Raw genomic sequence first — 15,828 nt, 5'->3', positions numbered from 1 at the left:
TTCGAATTCACTCGCCAGTTGGCGCGGGGGTGGCCATCACCGTCACTGCCCGCTCACCCGCTGCAGGAAGTCCTTGATCAGGTCGGCCACTTCATCGACAGCCGTCTCCAGCAGGAAGTGGCCGCCGTCGAGCAGATGGATCTCCGCATTGCGCGCGTCCCGGCCGAATGCCCGGGCACCGTCCGGGCCGAAGATGGGGTCCGACCGACCCCACACGGCCAGCACCGGAACTCCACTGTTGCGCAGGTAGTCATGCAGCGCGGGATACATCGGCGGGTTGGTGGCGTAGTCCCGGAACAGCTGGAGCTGAACCTCGTCGTTGCCCGGCCGCGCCAGCAGCGCACTGTCCAGCGTCCAGGTGTCGGGGCTGACCAGCGACTCATCCGGCGCGCCGGTCAGGTACTGCCATTTGACCGACTCGACATCCAGGGCCGCGCGGATGGCCGCCTCCGTCTCGGCGGTCTGCTCACACTGGTAGTCCCAGACGGTTTGCCAGAAGCCCGCTATGAAGCCCTCGTCGTAGCCGTTGCCGTTCTGCGTGACGATCGCACTGATGGATCCGGGCCGCCGCAGCGCCATCCGCCAGCCGATCGGCGCACCGTAGTCCTGGACGTAGATCGCATACTGGGTCAGCCCGAGCTGATCGAGCAGCTTCTGGGTGAGGTCGGCGAGGTTGTCGAAGGTGTAGTCGAACTCGGTCACCAATGGCATGTCGGAATGCCCGAAGCCCACGTAGTCGGGAGCGATGACGTGGTATTGGTCCGCCAAGCGGGTGACGAGATCCCGGAACATGTAGGAGCTTGTCGGGAAGCCGTGCAGCAGCACGATCGCAGGGGCGTCACCGCTTCCCGCTTCCCGGTAGAACAACCGTCGCCCATCGACGGTGGCGTAGTGGTGACGTACCGAGGAAACCATGTCTAACTCCTTAACTATGTTTTGATAGTTAGAAGTCAAGCACTCATGGTGTAACCTGTCAATAGACGTTTGGAGGTTATATGGAGATCGTGGCGGCGGGCCCCGGCGACGAGGCTCTGCTCCTGGACCTGCTCAACAGCACCCCCGTCATCGACGGCGTACCGCACGACGAACTCGAAGACCCGTCCACGGCACGTGCCTGGCTGAGCGCGCACGACATTTCCCTGAAAAGCGGGCAGCTACAGGAACTCCTCGAGTTGCGGACGGCGTTGCAAACGGTGGTGCGCGGCGACGGTGGACCGCAGACGTTGCAGCCGTTTATCGACGGAGTTGGGCTGTCCCCCAACATGTCTGACGACGGAATCTCCTGGAGCCTGTCGACGCGCGAGACCTCCCACGCCGCCGCGCGCGTCATCCTCGCGTGGGACGCGCTGCGGATCTCCAGTCCCGGACGGCTACGTCCTTGCGCCAACCCCGAGTGCCGGCTGTTCCTGATCGATCGCAGCAAGCCCAACACCGCGCGGTGGTGTTCGATGGCCATCTGCGGCAACCGCATGAAAGCGCGCCGGCATTACCAACGCAACAAAACCACGATCGGCGATTGAGGTCGGACCTCCGAAGACGGCGGTTTGGGAAACACGATTGCGCGGCCGTCGCGCTCCAGGGTGTGCATCAGATCTTCTCCAGTCTCGCCGGGACGGACTTATGCCATGGGGTGCCGACGAATTCGTCGCGGTCTGCGGACGCGGTCAGGTTGTTCAGGCGCACCCCGACCTGTTCGCCGTCTTGGGAGACCAGACCGAGCCCGTTCGGCAGCGAGATGTGCCCCTTCCGCATGGTGTCGACCACCGTGACCACGGCTTCGGCCGAGCCACGGCGGGTACATACCCGCACCCGGTCACCGGTCGCCAGCGACCACGCGGTGGCGTCTGCCTGCGAAACCCGCAGCGCGCCTTCGGGATCGCGCTTACGCCAGGCCGGGTCGCGCAGGATCGTGTTGGCGGTGAAGTCGCGGCGCTCGCCCGCGGAGAGCACCAGCGGATAGTCGGGCTCGGTGATGACGGCTTCGTCGTCGCCGAGTTTGCGCACCACATCGAGCAGTTCGGGTACGTCGAGCTGGATGCGCCGGCCGCCGAGTCGTTGCCAGGACGCGTCGTCTTGGTCGTCGGTGATGACCACCCCGTGTGGGCTGGCCAGGATCGCTTCGAAGAGCCGATCGCCGGCCATCAGCCCCTCGCCGTAGCCGGCCCGCGCGACACCGGCCGGGTTCTCCGTCGCGCACATCAGCGACGCTCCCCACAGCACGGCCGCGGCCGCTGCGCCGTCCGGCAGCGTCGGGCCCAGTGTCCGGTAGAGCAGGACCGGGGCCAGTTTGGCCAGCCGGCGGTCGGCGAGCACCCCCAGCATCGCCTGGGCGAAGGCCTCCCGGCCTTGCGTCAGCGCTGCCCGCAGCGGCGCGTAGTCGGCCTCGCCGACGGCCCCGGACAACTCGCACAGCCGGGCGTGGATCTCGGGCTCGGCCAGCTGGCCGGCCGGGGCGTCCAGCAGCGGATGGCGCAGATGGAACAGGTTGCGCGGGAACTCGAAGTCGAAGAAGGTCGCCTCGTACTTCTCGTACTGGGTCGGCGGCGGGAGTACGTAGTCCGCCTCGCGCGCGGTCTCGGTCAGGGCGATGTCGATGACGACCACCAGCTCCAGGGCCCGGAATGCCTCCGTCATCCGCGCGCTGTCGGCGAGCGAGTGCAGCGGGTTGCTGCTCTCGACGATCGCCGCGCGGAACCGGTCGGGGTGGTCGGTGAGGATCTCGTCGGGGATCGAATTGCAGGGAATCAGCCCGCTGACGATGGCCGCCCCGCTGACCGGGGTGCGAGGGATCTGGTCGAATGGCTGCCCGCGATCGCGGGCGATCGGCGCGAGCCCGGAGAAGACGTATTGCGTTCCGCGCTTGGCGAAATTGCCAGTGAGTAGCCACAACAGCTTCTCGACATAGGACACGGTCGTGGAGTTGCGATTCATCTGGACGCCGAGGTCCTCCAGGATCGCCACCGACCCGGCCGCGGCGATGCGTCGCGCGGCAGCGCGCACGAGATCTTCGGGCACGTCGGCGACGGCGAGGTAGTCCGCGACCGACACGTCGCGCATCACCGCGGCGACTTCGGCCAACCCGTCGGTGTGCTCGGCCAGCCAGGTGTGGTCGATCAGATCCTCCTGCACCAGCACCGCCACCATCGCGGTCAACAGGTGCAGGTCGGTACCGGGACGCAGCTGCAGATGGAAGTCGGCCAGCTCGGCTGTCTGGGTACGGACCGGGTCGATCACGATCATCGATCGGGACGGGTCCTTGCCGATCTCCTTGAGCACCGAGCGGGCTCGTGGGAAACCGTGGGACTGATAGGGGTTCTTGCCGACGAAGACCGCGACCTCGCAGTGCTCGAAATCGGATCGGTGCGGACGGCCGAGCATTCTGGCAGCAACCCAGAATTCACCCGTCTTCTCCTGCGCCAGCGCGCTGGAGCGAAAGCGCGCGCCGTAGGCGGCCATCGTCGCCGGCGCGTAGGCCCCGCCGAGATGGTTCCCCTGGCCGCCTCCGCCGTAGTAGAAGATCGACTCGCCGCCGTGCTCGTCGCGCAGCCGGGTGAGCCCCTCGGCGATCTCGGTGAGCGCGGTGTCCCAGTCGATTTCTTCGAAGGTGCCGTCTTGGCGGCGCCGCAGCGGCGTGGTGAGCCGTTCGTTGCGGCCGTTCTGGTAGGCGTCCAAGCGCAGTGCCTTGTTGCAGGTGTAGCCGGCCGAGGCCGGGTGCGCCTTGTCGCCGCGGATCTTCAGGAACCGTCCGGTATCGGGCTCGACGAGCACCTCGATGCCGCAGTTGCACTCGCACAGGATGCAGGCGGTCGGCTTCAGCGTGGGCTCGCGCCCGGTGGTGAGAGTGACTTCGGACATGCATCGCTCCTCGGCAGTTGCATATTGAAACTGACCCGACAGTAACCCGTCGGCGCCGTCGCCACAAGTCGGTCTCAACACGCAACTGATATGCTCATCGACGTGAAAACGACCTCGTTCGCCAGATGGCCCTGCACCATCGCGCGCACCGCCGACCTGGTCGGTGACGGCTGGACGCTGCTCGTGCTACGCGAGGCCTTCTACGGCGAAACCAGGTTCGACGCGTTCATCGCTTCCCTGGGCATCGCCCGCAACACCCTGACCGACCGACTGCGGGTACTCGTCGGCGCCGGCCTGCTCGAGCGCCGGGAATACCAGACCGAGCCGGTCAGGCATGAATACCTGCTCACCGAATCCGGCCGTGACTTCTTCCCCATCATGGCCGCGATGAAGACCTGGGGCGACCGGTGGATGCATCACGGCAAGGAACTGCCCGTGATCCTGAGCCACGAGCCGTGCGGCCACGACCTGGAGGCCGTCGTGGTGTGCGCGCACTGCGGCGCCGCCGTGGCGTCCGAGCAGACCCACGCCCACGCAGGTCCCGGGTTCCCGGAGCACCTGCTGGACAATCCGCGGATTGCTGCGCGTTTCAACCAGACCGGGCCGTCTCAGGGCTGACCGACCACCGGAAGCCCGCAGGCGACGCGCCCCACGACCGCGCACCGGCGGCCGCCGGCATCCACACGAGTTTTCAACACCTAACCACACAGGTCCCCGTCCCGGGGGCGGGGGACCGATAGGTGCTGAGAAAACTAGCGGATGACTGTCCGCGCTTGTCTCGTGTGGTTGTAGTCTGACGAGACGGCGATATTACCGATCGTTCAATTGCATGCCCCGGGAGGTACGATCATGGATCGAGTGGTGTCGCGCGCGTTGGCGGCGACCGTGCTGCGCGTCACGCCGCCGGTCGACCGGCGGATGGCGAATTCGTGTCGCGCGCTGCCGGCCGGCTACCGGATGCGACCGCATCTGGACTCACGGTTGTGGGCGTGGACCCACTTCGGTGTTTTCGTTCCGCGGCTGCCGGACCCGTATCGGTACATCAACACCATGACACTGCTGGGTGCCACCGGAACGGAGATCTTCGACAACGACGCGCTCGCCGCCCCGGACGTCCGAAATACCAGCACGGTGTTCTCGTCGACCGCGTACGCCGATCAGCATCACTATCGGGCGTACGACGCCGCGACCGAGTGTGCGTTCGCCGACGACGGCTCAATGCTGCGCTGGGGCGATGACCTTGAGCTGGATATTCGACTGCCCGAGGTCAGGGTTCGCGGCAGATACGCCACGTTCTCGCTCGATCTGGACCTGACCGTGACACGACAGGCGTCGTTCTTCGTCGACACGCCGATCTACCAGCACTTGAGTCTGCTGGCGCCATACCGGGGAACGATCACCGATGGCGCCGGTGAGACCGCGATCCGCGGGCTCGGCACGTTCGAGTACGCGCGATGCGCCGGGCATCAGGGGCTGAGCCGAAAACCGGTGCCTGCCCGGCTGAAATTACCTGTGGACTTCTTCACCTACCAGGTTCTGCAATTGGATGATCGAACACAGTTGCTGCTGACCAAGGTCAGCGCTCGGGGGCACACCGCCTGCTTGCTCGCGCACCTGCGAGTCCTCGGCGGCGAGACCACCGTCTTCGATGACGTCGATTTCGATGTCACATATCAGGATGAACCCGCGGTCGATCGCTGGGGCCGCCGGATGCGGCTGCCGGCCGGCCTGCGGTGGGTCGTCCGCGACCGCGGCCAGGAGATTCTCACGGTCGATGGCGCGGTCGATTCACCGATGCGTTTCGGGCATGGCCGCGGATATTCGGGCGCCTACAGCTACACCGCAAAGTTCCGGGGCGAACCGGTGGAAGGGTCCGGATACATCGAGTGGGTGGACGTGCGGCCGGCCACCGGCCCTTAGCGCGGTCAACGCTTGGCCGACCACGCCTTGGCCCATAACTCCAACGGGGCCAGCGCGACGAGCAGGCTGCGACCCAGCGCGGTGAGGGAGTACTGCGCGTTTCGGTCTCGCACGATGCGTGCATCGGTCAGTTCTTGTAGCCGCATTCGCAGCACCCCGGGCGTGACGTCGGTATCTTCTTGCAGCTGCGTGAAGCTCTTTGCCTCCGTTCGTAGTTGCCAGACAATCAGTATCGCCCAGCGCCGGCCGAACAGGTCGAATGCCGCCATCAGCGGCCGCCCGGTCTCCGAGCCGCGCACCCGTACCCCCGGCGCCGGGGTGGCCGGCGCAGCGTCAGCCGTCCACTCGTCGGACAGGCCGGCGCCGGCCACGACGGCGAGGGCCCGGCCGGCCCGTTCGGCCATCTGGTCAGCGGTTTGGTCGGGATGGCGAATCCACCAATTGACGATGGCGCCCACCATGCCCATCCACCCCTGGGTGAGCACCGCGAGATCCTCGCGCTCGCGCAGTTGCATCGCCCGGTCGGCCGGCGCCTCCCCGATCGCCGCGACCCCCTGTCCGGCGAGTTCGACCAGCCTCGAACGCGCGGTCTTCGCGGCAGCGAGTGCGTCACCGCCCTCCGGCAGGGTCTGATCCCAGATGACGAGCCAGTCGGCAGGTCGCGGATCCAAGGCGTGGAAGATGGCGCGGAAAACCTCCTGCGGCAGCGCCAGTGTCGGCGGTACCCGCCCCATGGCGGCCTCGATCTGGTCCCCGACCTTGTCGCTGGCGCGCTTTAGGCAGGCGATATAGAGCTGTTCTTTGGATCCGAAGTACGCCAGGATCATCGGTTTGGAGATATCGGCCCCGGCAGCGACAGCGGCAAGCGACATGCCGGCGTACCCGGCACGCGCGAACTCCCGGCACGCTGCGTCGAGGATCTGCTGTTCACGCTGAGCTCGGGGGACGCCTTTGGTTCCAGCTCTCGCCACCTGTCCCTTCTACCAGGTTCCCCAACCGAAAACCCCCGATCCATCTGCGGATATATCAATGGATGTGACGTGAAACGCACTGTTGGGGCGCTGTGACGTTACAAGCACTCGCTATCAAATGACCGACCGTTCAATTAATTTCGGTACCGCTGGTATCGGGTAAAGGTCGACGGATGAGGAGGCAGGGCACATGCGTCAGGCGTGGGTTCATCTGGTTGTCGCCGCAACCCTGTGCATTGCCGGGGTATACATCGCCCACCTGCGGCTCAGTGATATTCCCGACCCTGCGATCGGGCATTCGGCCCGCCCGCCGTCGGCGGGGAAACTCCGGGAGAAAGTCATCGAGTACCGCCTCGACGGCCCCGTCGGTACCGTCGTGTCCGCGTCGTATCTCGACGCCGACGGCACGGTGCGTGAGGTGTCGAGCACTCTGCCGTGGCTCGCCACGCTGCGAACGCGGCAGCTCACGGTCTCCAGCGGCGTGATCGCCCAGGCCGACGCGGCACCGCTGTCCTGCCGTGTCACCGTCGACGGGCGGATTCGCGACGAACAGGCTTCCGACTCGACCGCGGTGTCCTGCGAGGTCGTGGTCTCGTGAACACGCCGACGATATTGCGATCCAACGGCGACCAGGCCGGGCCGGGACGGCCACTGCCGGCCCGGCTGCTGTACGTCTTCGCGCTGCCGGTCATCGTCTCGTGGCTCGCGCTCGGGGGGGTATTAAATCTCGCTGTCCCGCAGCTCGAGACCGTGATCAAAGGGCACGCCCGGTCATTCCTGCCCGACGACGCGGCTTCCGTGCAGGCCATCGCCAAGATGGGCGATTACTTCGGCGGTGCCGGAACCAACAACTTCGTCTACCTGCTCATCGAGGGCGACGAGCCGCTGGGAGACGGAGCGCACCAGTACTATTCGACGGTTCTCGAGCGAATCGACCAGGACAAAAAGCACGTCAACTCCTCGATGGACCTGTGGTCCGATCCGCAGTTCGCGCCCGCCAACGAAAGCGCCGACGGCAAAGTCGCCTACGTTCTGCTCAACCTGGCGGGCAACATGGGCACCGCACTGGCGATGGAGTCCACCCAGGCCGTTCGGGACATCATCGCCGAATCCCCACCGCCCGATGGGCTCAGCGCACACCTGACCGGGCCGTCGGCGGTGGTCAACGACGAGCTCGTGTCGATCAACGACTCGATCCTGCTGCTGCTGATCTCCTGTGGTCTCCTCGTCGGCGCCATTCTGCTGTGGGTCTATCGGTCGCCGATCACGGTGTCGATGCCGCTGCTGGTGGCGGGCGCCGGGCTCGGTGTCGGGCGGCCCCTGGTAGCGCTGCTCGGTGAGCACCGCGTCATCGGGGTGTCCATATTCGCCTCAGCGCTTCTTGCCGTCATCGTGCTCGGTGCCGGTATCGACTACGGCATCTTCCTGCTGGGCAGATATCAGGAGGCGCGCCGCGCCGGTGAAGATCCCGCCGACGCCTACTACACCGCGCTGGCCGGAGTGCAGCACATCATCATCGCCTCGGGCATGACCGTCGCAGGTGCGACCGCCTGTATGGCCTTTACGCGCCTGGCCATCTTCAGCACGTCGGGGCTGCCGTGCACCATCGCGGTGCTGGTGACATTGGCCGCGGCGCTGACGCTGGGGCCGGCCACACTGGCCGTGGGGAGCCGGTTCGGGTTCTTCGAACCTCGCGAGCAGGGCTCGCTGCGGCGGTGGCGGCGCATCGCCACCCATGTGGTGCGGTGGCCGGGGCCGGTTCTGGTGGGAAGCCTCGCGTTGCTGGCCCCCGCGCTGCTGGTGTTGCCGAGCTACCAACCCAGCTACAACGAACGGATCGCGCAGCCGAGCGACTCGCCGGCCAACCTGGGCTACGCCGCCGCCGACCGACACCTGCCGCCGAACATCATGTCGCCCAGTGTCTTTCTGGTCGAGTCCGATCACGACATGCGTAACTCGTCGGACATGATCGCCCTGGCGAAGCTGACCAACGCGATCCTGTCGATCCCGGGGGTCAACAATGTCCAAGGCATCATCCGACCGCTGGGCGCCCCGCTCAAACAGGGGACGCTGACCTCGCAGGCGGGCTACATCGGTCAGCGGCTGACCCAGGTGACCGACCTGTTGACGCACCGGGCCGATGATCTCAGCGCGCTGTCGGGGCGGGTCGGACAGCTGAGGGTCGCGATCCGCGGCTTGGAGCAGGCGCAGGCGACGGGCAGCCGAGGTCTGGGCCAGATCCGCGGTGGAGCCGCCGAACTGCGCACCGCACTGAGCGGCGTGGTCGAAAAGCTGGATACCCTGCGCGATCTCGCTCAACCCGCCGTCGACTTCGTGGACACGATCCCGCCGTGCCGCGATAACGAGTACTGCCGGGCCGCGCTCGACGGCTTCTCGATCTTCGACGACCTGCACCGCTTCGACGGCTTGATCGCGGAGGTGATCGACGGGACCCGCGCGGCCGACCAGGCGCTGCCCGTACTGTCCGGCCAGTTGGCGACGCTGAGCGACTTCGTCGATCAGGTCGACGCGGTGACGACGCCGCTGCAGGACACCCTGATGGTGCTGATCCCGCAGATCTCGGAGCTCACGCAATTCACCGCGGAACTCCGTGACAACTTCGATGTGGGCGACCCCAACTCCTCGTTCTTCCTGCCGAGCCAAGCCTTCGACAATCCGTTGTTCAAGGACGCGATGACGTACTTCTTCTCCGCAGACGGGAAGGCGACGCGGATGCTTGTCACCCCCCACATGGAAGGGTTCAGCAGCGACGCGATGGCCCTGAGCGCCAAGATCATTCCCACGTCGCTGCAGGCGGTGAAAGGCACGTCGCTGGAAGGCAGCACCGTCAGCATCGGCGGCCCGGGCGGCACCCTGCTCAACATCGAGGCGTTCACCAGGGAGGACTTCACCACCAGCGTGGTGGCCGCGTTCGCCTTCGTGTTCTGCGTGATCGTGATCCTGCTGCGCAGCCTGGTCGCGGCGATCGCCGTGATCGGCACGGTGGCATTGTCCTACCTGTCCGCACTGGGGCTGGCGGCGTTCGTCTGGCAGGACATCATCGGTAACCCGTTGCACTGGTCGGTGGCACCGATCGCCTTCGTGTTTCTGGTGGCCGTGGGTGCCGACTACAACATGCTGCTGGTCGCGCGCTTCAAAGACGAGATACCGGCCGGGATCAAGACCGGCATCATCCGGTCGATGGTCAACACCGGCGGCGTGGTGACCACCGCTGGGCTTGTCTTCGGGTTCACCATGCTGGCGATGCTGGCCGGCTACGCCCACAACATCGCCCAAATCGGGACCACCGTGGGACTCGGGCTGCTGCTCGACACGCTGCTGGTGCGCTCATTCGTCATACCGGCGATAGCGACGCTGGCCGGCCGCTGGTTCTGGTGGCCGATAGTCGTCCACGACAGGCCCCTGCCCACCGGCCAGTCACACCCCCTCTAGGCTTCTCATCAGGCCCATACTCAACCCTGGCAACACCAAAGATCAGTCCCCGGCGCGCCACCACCACCGCGAACCAGGCCCCCGCAGGTCATCCACTAGAGTTTTCAACACCTATTCACACAGGTCCCCCGCCCCCGGGGACGTGTTGAAAACTCCAATTACGCGGGTTAAAGCGGGTGGCGATCTAAGCGCCGGAACGCGTAGGACAGGTTTTGGGAACGCGTCGTGGGATCGGCTCTATCGCGGGTTTGCAATCGATCCGAAATCACTGGATGTTCAGCCTGGTATCGGCCAGCCAGCTGTCCCAGCGCGGCCAGGGAATCTGATAGCTCCTTGATCTGCACATGACCTCCTCGCAGGCCGGGTCTGTCGCGTGGACGACGATCTCGGCATAGACCGGATCGTCGATGCTGAGCATCGGGAGTGGATGTTCCCTCAACTGGAAACCGCCCTGCCGCCAGGGGTCAAAATTCAGATGCCGTCGACATCAGCATTCTTGCGCCGGGGGTTGACCCGTGGATCGATCGCCGCATGCGTTATGAAAGTCGGGGAGTACCAGAACGAGAGGAACAGGTCAGTGGGAACGGATACCGAAATCGATGTCACCGATCCCGCGAAACGGGGTGAAATCTGGCTTGGTTGACCACGACGGACGGGCTTGATGTCCCTGCTGCGGTCTCGCCCAATCCACCCATGGCCCCCAGTCTTGCCGACTGAGCTTGTCCTCAAGGGTCTGGGGAAATCGGCGCTCGGCATCTTGATAGCGCTCCGCGAACTGCTTCATCTCGCCCATGATCCAGATGTCTTCTTCCCGGCTCCATTTGCCGCCGCCGGCATAGTCGACGATCTGATAGGAGGGGAAATCGATCGGTGGCGCCCCCGGCTCCGGGTTATCGGCACGGTTGAGGCATTCGTACACCGCGCGATCTCCGTCGATGACGTACCACTTCAGCACCGTGTACACCATGGGGGACGCGCCCATGGTGCCCTCAAGGTACGGCGCGATCTCACCTGGTCCGGTGAATGTGCCGTAGAAATGGTCGAAGTAGGCGGCGTCGTCGGTGAAGAGATTCGCCCATCCCACCCAGTCCTCCATCACGGGCCCGATCATGTAGTAGCGCCGGAACTCCCGTTCGACCTCTTCGCGGTCCGCCATCGTCATACCTTCCCTTAACCGTCATCGGTGGCCACAGACCGGGGCATTGCCCTGCCCCGCCTCGACGGATTGATGCGCCCTTCCTCCGTGGAGTGTACATACCGTCAGATATCAACATCGGTCTTCGCTGCGGGAACAGTCAACCCGGATCGCGGGACCCCGGCGGGGAAGTATTTATATGTCTGCGCCTTGACATCTCCGTGTTCATGCGACCTCATGTTCCACGTGATCAATGTCCGCTGACTATGGCATTGATGTCAGAGTCGAGCTGGATTTTGTCGACATGGCGGGCCAGCGCCAACCGGCGACACGCGTTACGTTCAGTCCCGCCAAACAGCATTAAGCGCTTCAGCGTTAGGGGGCAGACCCGAGGGCAGTCGCTGCGGGGTTCGGGAGAAGCACGGCGCCGGCGCAGGCTGCGTCACGCCATCGATCTCAATGAACACGCCGCGCTCGGACAAGTGATCGTCAGAAGCCGCTTCAGCCATGCTCAAGACCGGCGTCACGCACGCGTCCGTGCCCGCGAACACCTCGGACCACTCATCGCGGGACCGTTGCGCGAACGCTTCCGATAACAGCGAGTGCATCGCCGGCCACCCCGACTTGTCGCGCTGCGCCCCGACTGCCTCGGGGGCGACACCCAACCCCGCCAACATCTCGGCGAAGAACTCCGGCTCGAGCGCTCCGACTGCAACGTAGCAACCATCGGCGCAGCGGTAGGTGCGGTAGAACGGAGCCGATCCGTCAAAGGTATTGGTGCCCCGATCGTCTGACCATCGACCATCAGCACGCATCGACCAGATCGCCTGCGAGAGTTGGGCTGCACCGTTGACAATGGCGGCGTCGATCACCTGGCCGCAGCCTGAGGTGTGGCGCTCGATGAGCGCGGCCAGCACCCCGATGACGGCGGGCATCGAGCCTCCGCCGTAATCACCGACCAGATTCAACGGCGGGACCGGGGGCTGCTCGGCAGGACCGATCGCGTGGAGCAACCCGACCAGTCCTATGTAGTTGATATCGTGACCCGCCTCTTGGGCGCGCGGACCGGTCTGTCCCCACCCGGTCATTCGCAGATAGATCAGAGCCGGGTTCGTGGCCGAGCAAACTTCGGGCCCCAGACCGAGTCGCTCAGTGACACCGGGCCGGAATCCCTCGATCAGCACGTCGGCCCGGTCGATGAGCCGTCGGACCTCCGCATGGTCGGTTGAGTCCTTCAGATCCGCCTCCACGATCCGTCGGCCCCGCAATTGTGGATTTGCTTGGCCGCCTGTCTGCCCGGGGCGTTGCACACGCACGACGTCTGCGCCCAGATCAGCCAGCACCATGGCGACATGAGGACCCGGCCCCATCCCCGCCAGTTCGACGACTCGTATCCCCGCAAGAGCAGCTGCTCGTAACGCCCCATGCGGCCTGACTTCTGACATGGCGTACATATTAATGATACCGTACTATGACTAATCCATTGGGTTTATAGGACGGTTCAGCGGGTGTGGTAGCACGATCTGACGATCGCGCACACCTGGATGACTGCGCGAGGACGATGTCGTGGTCAGAATCGCTTACTCGCCCGACTGGAATCCCACGGGCACAAGGAGATTCACGTACATGCGCAATCGCAGTCATGCCACGCCGGCCGGATCGGGGCAGCCGCATGTCCGTTGAAACCAAGACCGACGAGTCGGCATACCAGCGACCGAAGCTGCGACTGCCGCCGAACCCGACCGCCGAATCCAAGGCGTTCTGGACCGGCGGTGAGCGTGGCGAGCTACTGATCTTCTGCTGCCACAGCTGTGGACATTTCTTCCATCCGCCGGCCCCGGCGTGCTGGCGATGCCGGAGTACCGACGTGGCACCGGAACCGGTATCCGGCCGAGCCACCGTTGCCGCCTATACCATTAATCGGCAACCGTGGATTCCCGGCTTCGAACCGCCCTACATCGTCGCGATGGTCGCACTTGCCGAGGAACCCGACGTGCGGTTGATTTCCAATGTCGTTGACGTTTCCGTCGAACAGATCAGCGTCGGCATGCCGGTTGAGGTCTTCTTCGAAGACTGGACCGCGTTGTCCGGCGAGGAGGACAGCCGGGTGTGGCTTCCGCTGTTCCGTCCCGTCCCGGTTACGTAAATCAACTCGTAGGAACGCTCGCCACCACCGCGCCGGCGCGCACCAGGCCGGACCCGCCCGTGCGGGCGGTGCGTCCGATTCCGGCGATGGTGCACATCATGGCGATTCTCCGGTCTACTTTGGTTCACGCGGCAGACCGAGAATGCGCTCTGCGATCAGATTCCGCAGAACCTCCGACGTTCCACCAGCGATCGTCAGGCAGCGACTGAACAGATAATCGTGCAGCACGCGTCCTTCACCGCCGATGAGTATCGCCGGACCGGCGATGCGCAGCGCAAGTTCGGCAACACGTTGAGCGTGTTCGGCGCCGAAGAGTTTCGTGACATTGCCCTCAATGCCGGGGCCGGAGTCGAAGACTGATCGGGCGGCCTGTCGAAGATTCAGCGCCGCAACGGAATACGCTTCAACCAACAACGCGCCAACTTCGCGGGCAAAACCGGTGTCGCTGCCGCGATGACGCACCAAAAGTTCGATGAGTTCGTCGGCGACCATTGTTACCGATCCTCCTGCAATGGAGACTCTCTCGTTGCCCAACGTCGCCATCGCCACCGCCCATCCGGCGTTCACCGCACCGACCACGTCTTCGTCTGGCACGAAGACCTCGTTGAAGAACACCTCGTTGAACAGCGTCTCGCCGGTAATCTCGGTCAGCGGGCGGATCTCCACGTTCGGGTCGGCCAGATCGATCATCATCGCCGTGATGCCCTTGTGCTTGGGCGCGGCCGGATCGGTGCGCACGGTGGCCAGCCCGCGTTGACAATTCATCGCATCGCTGGTCCACACCTTCTGGCCGGCCACCAGCCAGCCACCGTCAACCCGAGTGGCCTTGGTGGACACGGCCGCTGCATCGGACCCGGCCCCCGGCTCGCTGAACAGCTGACACCACCGCAACTCACCCTCGAGACTGGGCCAGATCAGGCGATCAATCTGCTCGGAGCTGCCGTGCTGCAGCAGTGTAGGAACCACCCATTCGCCGAGCCCCAAACTGGGTTTGTCGAGGTCGCCGAGCACTTCCTCGATGATGAGCTGCTCGACCGAGCTGGCCGCTCGACCGTAAGGCTTGGGCCAATGCGCTTGAAGATAACCGCTGCGCGCCCAGGCTTTCTGACGATCTGCCTGGTCGGTACGGTCGAGTTCGACGCGAAAATTCTGCGCGGCCTGCCGGTACTGCTCAGCATCGGGCGGCAGGTCCAGCGTTTGACGACGCCGAATACCCCCGGATTGCAGTTCGATAACCCTGTCCCGCAAAGCCTCCGGGCCACCGGCAACGGCAAGCAGCACCGTCGCGCGCCGGACGTAGAGATGTGCATCGTGCTCCCACGTGTAGGCGATCCCGCCGTGCACCTGGATGTTTTGCAGCGCCACCCGCTGATAGGCAGGCAGCACCTGACCGGCCGCCATCGTGGCGGCCAAGTCGGCTTCGGGTCCGGCCGCACGGGCGGCGTCCCAGGTGGCTGCCACCGAGAGTTCCGTGTCGACCAGCATGTTCGCGCAGTGATGTTTCACAGCTTGGAAGGATCCGATCGGCCGACCGAACTGTTCCCGCGTGGCGGCGTAGGTCGTCGCCATCTCGGTGCACGCCGCCAGACCGCCGACCGCCTCGGCGGCGGCAACCAGGCGCAGAATCCGGACTGCCGCGGCAGCGGCACCTGGGAACACATCGCCGATGGGGGTCGACGACAACCCCAGGACAGTGACCGACCGCATCAGCTGGTCGGCAGAGTCGGCCCGGCGGGTGCTGACGGTGTCGCCGGCCTCGACCAGCACCAGGTCGTCTCCGACCGGAATCAGGAACACATCGGCGTCCGGTTCCGCCAAGGCGGCGACGGCGTCGAGTGAAATCTCCGAATCGGTCCGCACAGCAACGGTGGTGGTACCGCCCACCGCGATCCCAGCCACCACGTCACCGGACACGAGCCGCGGCAGCCACCGCTGGCACTGCTGGTCAGTGCCAGCTTCGGCGATCACCGCCGATGCGGCAACGGTGGGCAGGAACGGTCCACTGATCGCCGCCCGGCCGAGTTGCTCGGCGACGATGGTCAGCTCGGGCAGACCATAGCCCTGACCGCCAAATCGCTCATCGATGTGCAAGCCCAGCCAGCCGGTGGACACGATCTCTTTCCAGAGCCCGTCATCGAGCCACCACCGACCGCTCAGCTCCGCGTCGAGTAGCACGCGGCGGGCACCCGCAGTCCCGGCACGCCCGGCGACCACCGCCTTGGCAACCTCGGCAAGCGCACGGTGGTCCTCGGTTATCGCCAATGGCATGAGTGATTCTCCATTCTCATCGTCACCCCGTCAGCAAGGGGCACTGAATGTTTCGCGGAAGGTGGGTTCGATAGCGAGGC

Annotated in this window: 13 protein-coding genes; 6 read left to right on the top strand and 7 right to left on the bottom strand. The window is 65.2% G+C overall.

Annotated features, from left to right (window positions below; genetic code table 11):
* Positions 1 to 42 precede the first annotated feature (42 nt).
* Positions 43 to 915, bottom strand: a complete 873-nt coding sequence (locus tag K6T84_RS08135) for an alpha/beta fold hydrolase (protein WP_225401525.1) — start codon at positions 913 to 915, stop codon at positions 43 to 45.
* Between the two features lie 80 nt (positions 916 to 995).
* On the opposite strand from K6T84_RS08135, the gene K6T84_RS08130 reads away from it, so the two are divergent.
* The gene (locus K6T84_RS08130; RefSeq protein WP_225401524.1) at positions 996 to 1,520 is read left to right on the top strand and encodes a CGNR zinc finger domain-containing protein; all 525 of its coding nucleotides are present in this window, start codon (positions 996 to 998) and stop codon (positions 1,518 to 1,520) included.
* Between the two features lie 67 nt (positions 1,521 to 1,587).
* Here K6T84_RS08130 and K6T84_RS08125 read toward each other — a convergent pair whose 3' ends face one another.
* Positions 1,588 to 3,855: a molybdopterin-dependent oxidoreductase gene (locus K6T84_RS08125; protein WP_225401523.1), complete on the bottom strand. Its 2,268-nt coding sequence runs from the start codon at positions 3,853 to 3,855 to the stop codon at positions 1,588 to 1,590.
* A 102-nt stretch (positions 3,856 to 3,957) separates the two neighbouring features.
* On the opposite strand from K6T84_RS08125, the gene K6T84_RS08120 reads away from it, so the two are divergent.
* Together K6T84_RS08120 and K6T84_RS08115 are read left to right on the top strand one after the other, a co-directional pair.
* On the top strand, positions 3,958 to 4,473 hold the full coding sequence (locus K6T84_RS08120) for a winged helix-turn-helix transcriptional regulator (protein WP_225401522.1): 516 nt from the start codon (positions 3,958 to 3,960) through the stop codon (positions 4,471 to 4,473).
* 231 nt (positions 4,474 to 4,704) lie between these two features.
* The gene (locus K6T84_RS08115; RefSeq protein ID WP_408066073.1) at positions 4,705 to 5,775 is read left to right on the top strand and encodes a DUF6670 family protein; all 1,071 of its coding nucleotides are present in this window, start codon (positions 4,705 to 4,707) and stop codon (positions 5,773 to 5,775) included.
* Between the two features lie 5 nt (positions 5,776 to 5,780).
* Here K6T84_RS08115 and K6T84_RS08110 read toward each other — a convergent pair whose 3' ends face one another.
* Entirely contained in the window at positions 5,781 to 6,746 is a 966-nt protein-coding gene (locus K6T84_RS08110; RefSeq protein WP_224864604.1) for a TetR family transcriptional regulator, read from the bottom strand.
* Positions 6,747 to 6,936: 190 nt separating this feature from the next.
* Between K6T84_RS08110 and K6T84_RS08105 the strand changes: the two genes are divergently transcribed.
* Together K6T84_RS08105 and K6T84_RS08100 are read left to right on the top strand one after the other, a co-directional pair.
* The gene (locus tag K6T84_RS08105; protein WP_224864603.1) at positions 6,937 to 7,344 is read left to right on the top strand and encodes an MmpS family transport accessory protein; all 408 of its coding nucleotides are present in this window, start codon (positions 6,937 to 6,939) and stop codon (positions 7,342 to 7,344) included.
* On the top strand, positions 7,341 to 10,199 hold the full coding sequence (locus K6T84_RS08100) for an MMPL/RND family transporter (protein ID WP_225401521.1): 2,859 nt from the start codon (positions 7,341 to 7,343) through the stop codon (positions 10,197 to 10,199). The genes K6T84_RS08105 and K6T84_RS08100 overlap by 4 nt, the downstream gene beginning before the upstream one ends.
* A gap of 265 nt (positions 10,200 to 10,464) precedes the next feature.
* On the opposite strand, the gene K6T84_RS08095 is transcribed toward K6T84_RS08100, so the two are convergent.
* From K6T84_RS08095 to K6T84_RS08085, 3 genes are all read right to left on the bottom strand, one after another.
* The gene (locus tag K6T84_RS08095; protein ID WP_225401520.1) at positions 10,465 to 10,617 is read right to left on the bottom strand and encodes a hypothetical protein; all 153 of its coding nucleotides are present in this window, start codon (positions 10,615 to 10,617) and stop codon (positions 10,465 to 10,467) included.
* Between the two features lie 156 nt (positions 10,618 to 10,773).
* Entirely contained in the window at positions 10,774 to 11,355 is a 582-nt protein-coding gene (locus K6T84_RS08090; protein WP_225401519.1) for a nuclear transport factor 2 family protein, read from the bottom strand.
* Positions 11,356 to 11,675: 320 nt separating this feature from the next.
* Positions 11,676 to 12,779, bottom strand: a complete 1,104-nt coding sequence (locus K6T84_RS08085) for a CaiB/BaiF CoA transferase family protein (protein ID WP_225401518.1) — start codon at positions 12,777 to 12,779, stop codon at positions 11,676 to 11,678.
* Positions 12,780 to 13,006: 227 nt separating this feature from the next.
* On the opposite strand from K6T84_RS08085, the gene K6T84_RS08080 reads away from it, so the two are divergent.
* A complete protein-coding gene (locus tag K6T84_RS08080; RefSeq protein WP_225401517.1) occupies positions 13,007 to 13,480 on the top strand; it encodes a Zn-ribbon domain-containing OB-fold protein in 474 nt (157 codons plus the stop codon).
* Between the two features lie 114 nt (positions 13,481 to 13,594).
* Here K6T84_RS08080 and K6T84_RS08075 read toward each other — a convergent pair whose 3' ends face one another.
* Positions 13,595 to 15,748, bottom strand: coding sequence for an acyl-CoA dehydrogenase family protein (locus K6T84_RS08075; RefSeq protein WP_225401516.1), 2,154 nt, complete (start codon positions 15,746 to 15,748; stop codon positions 13,595 to 13,597).
* Positions 15,749 to 15,828: the final 80 nt, after the last annotated feature.

Source organism: Mycobacterium zoologicum (assembly GCF_020181635.2).
GTDB lineage: Bacteria > Actinomycetota > Actinomycetes > Mycobacteriales > Mycobacteriaceae > Mycobacterium > Mycobacterium zoologicum.
Note: the sequence above shows the minus strand (reverse complement) of the source record. Positions and strands in the feature narration are given on the sequence as shown.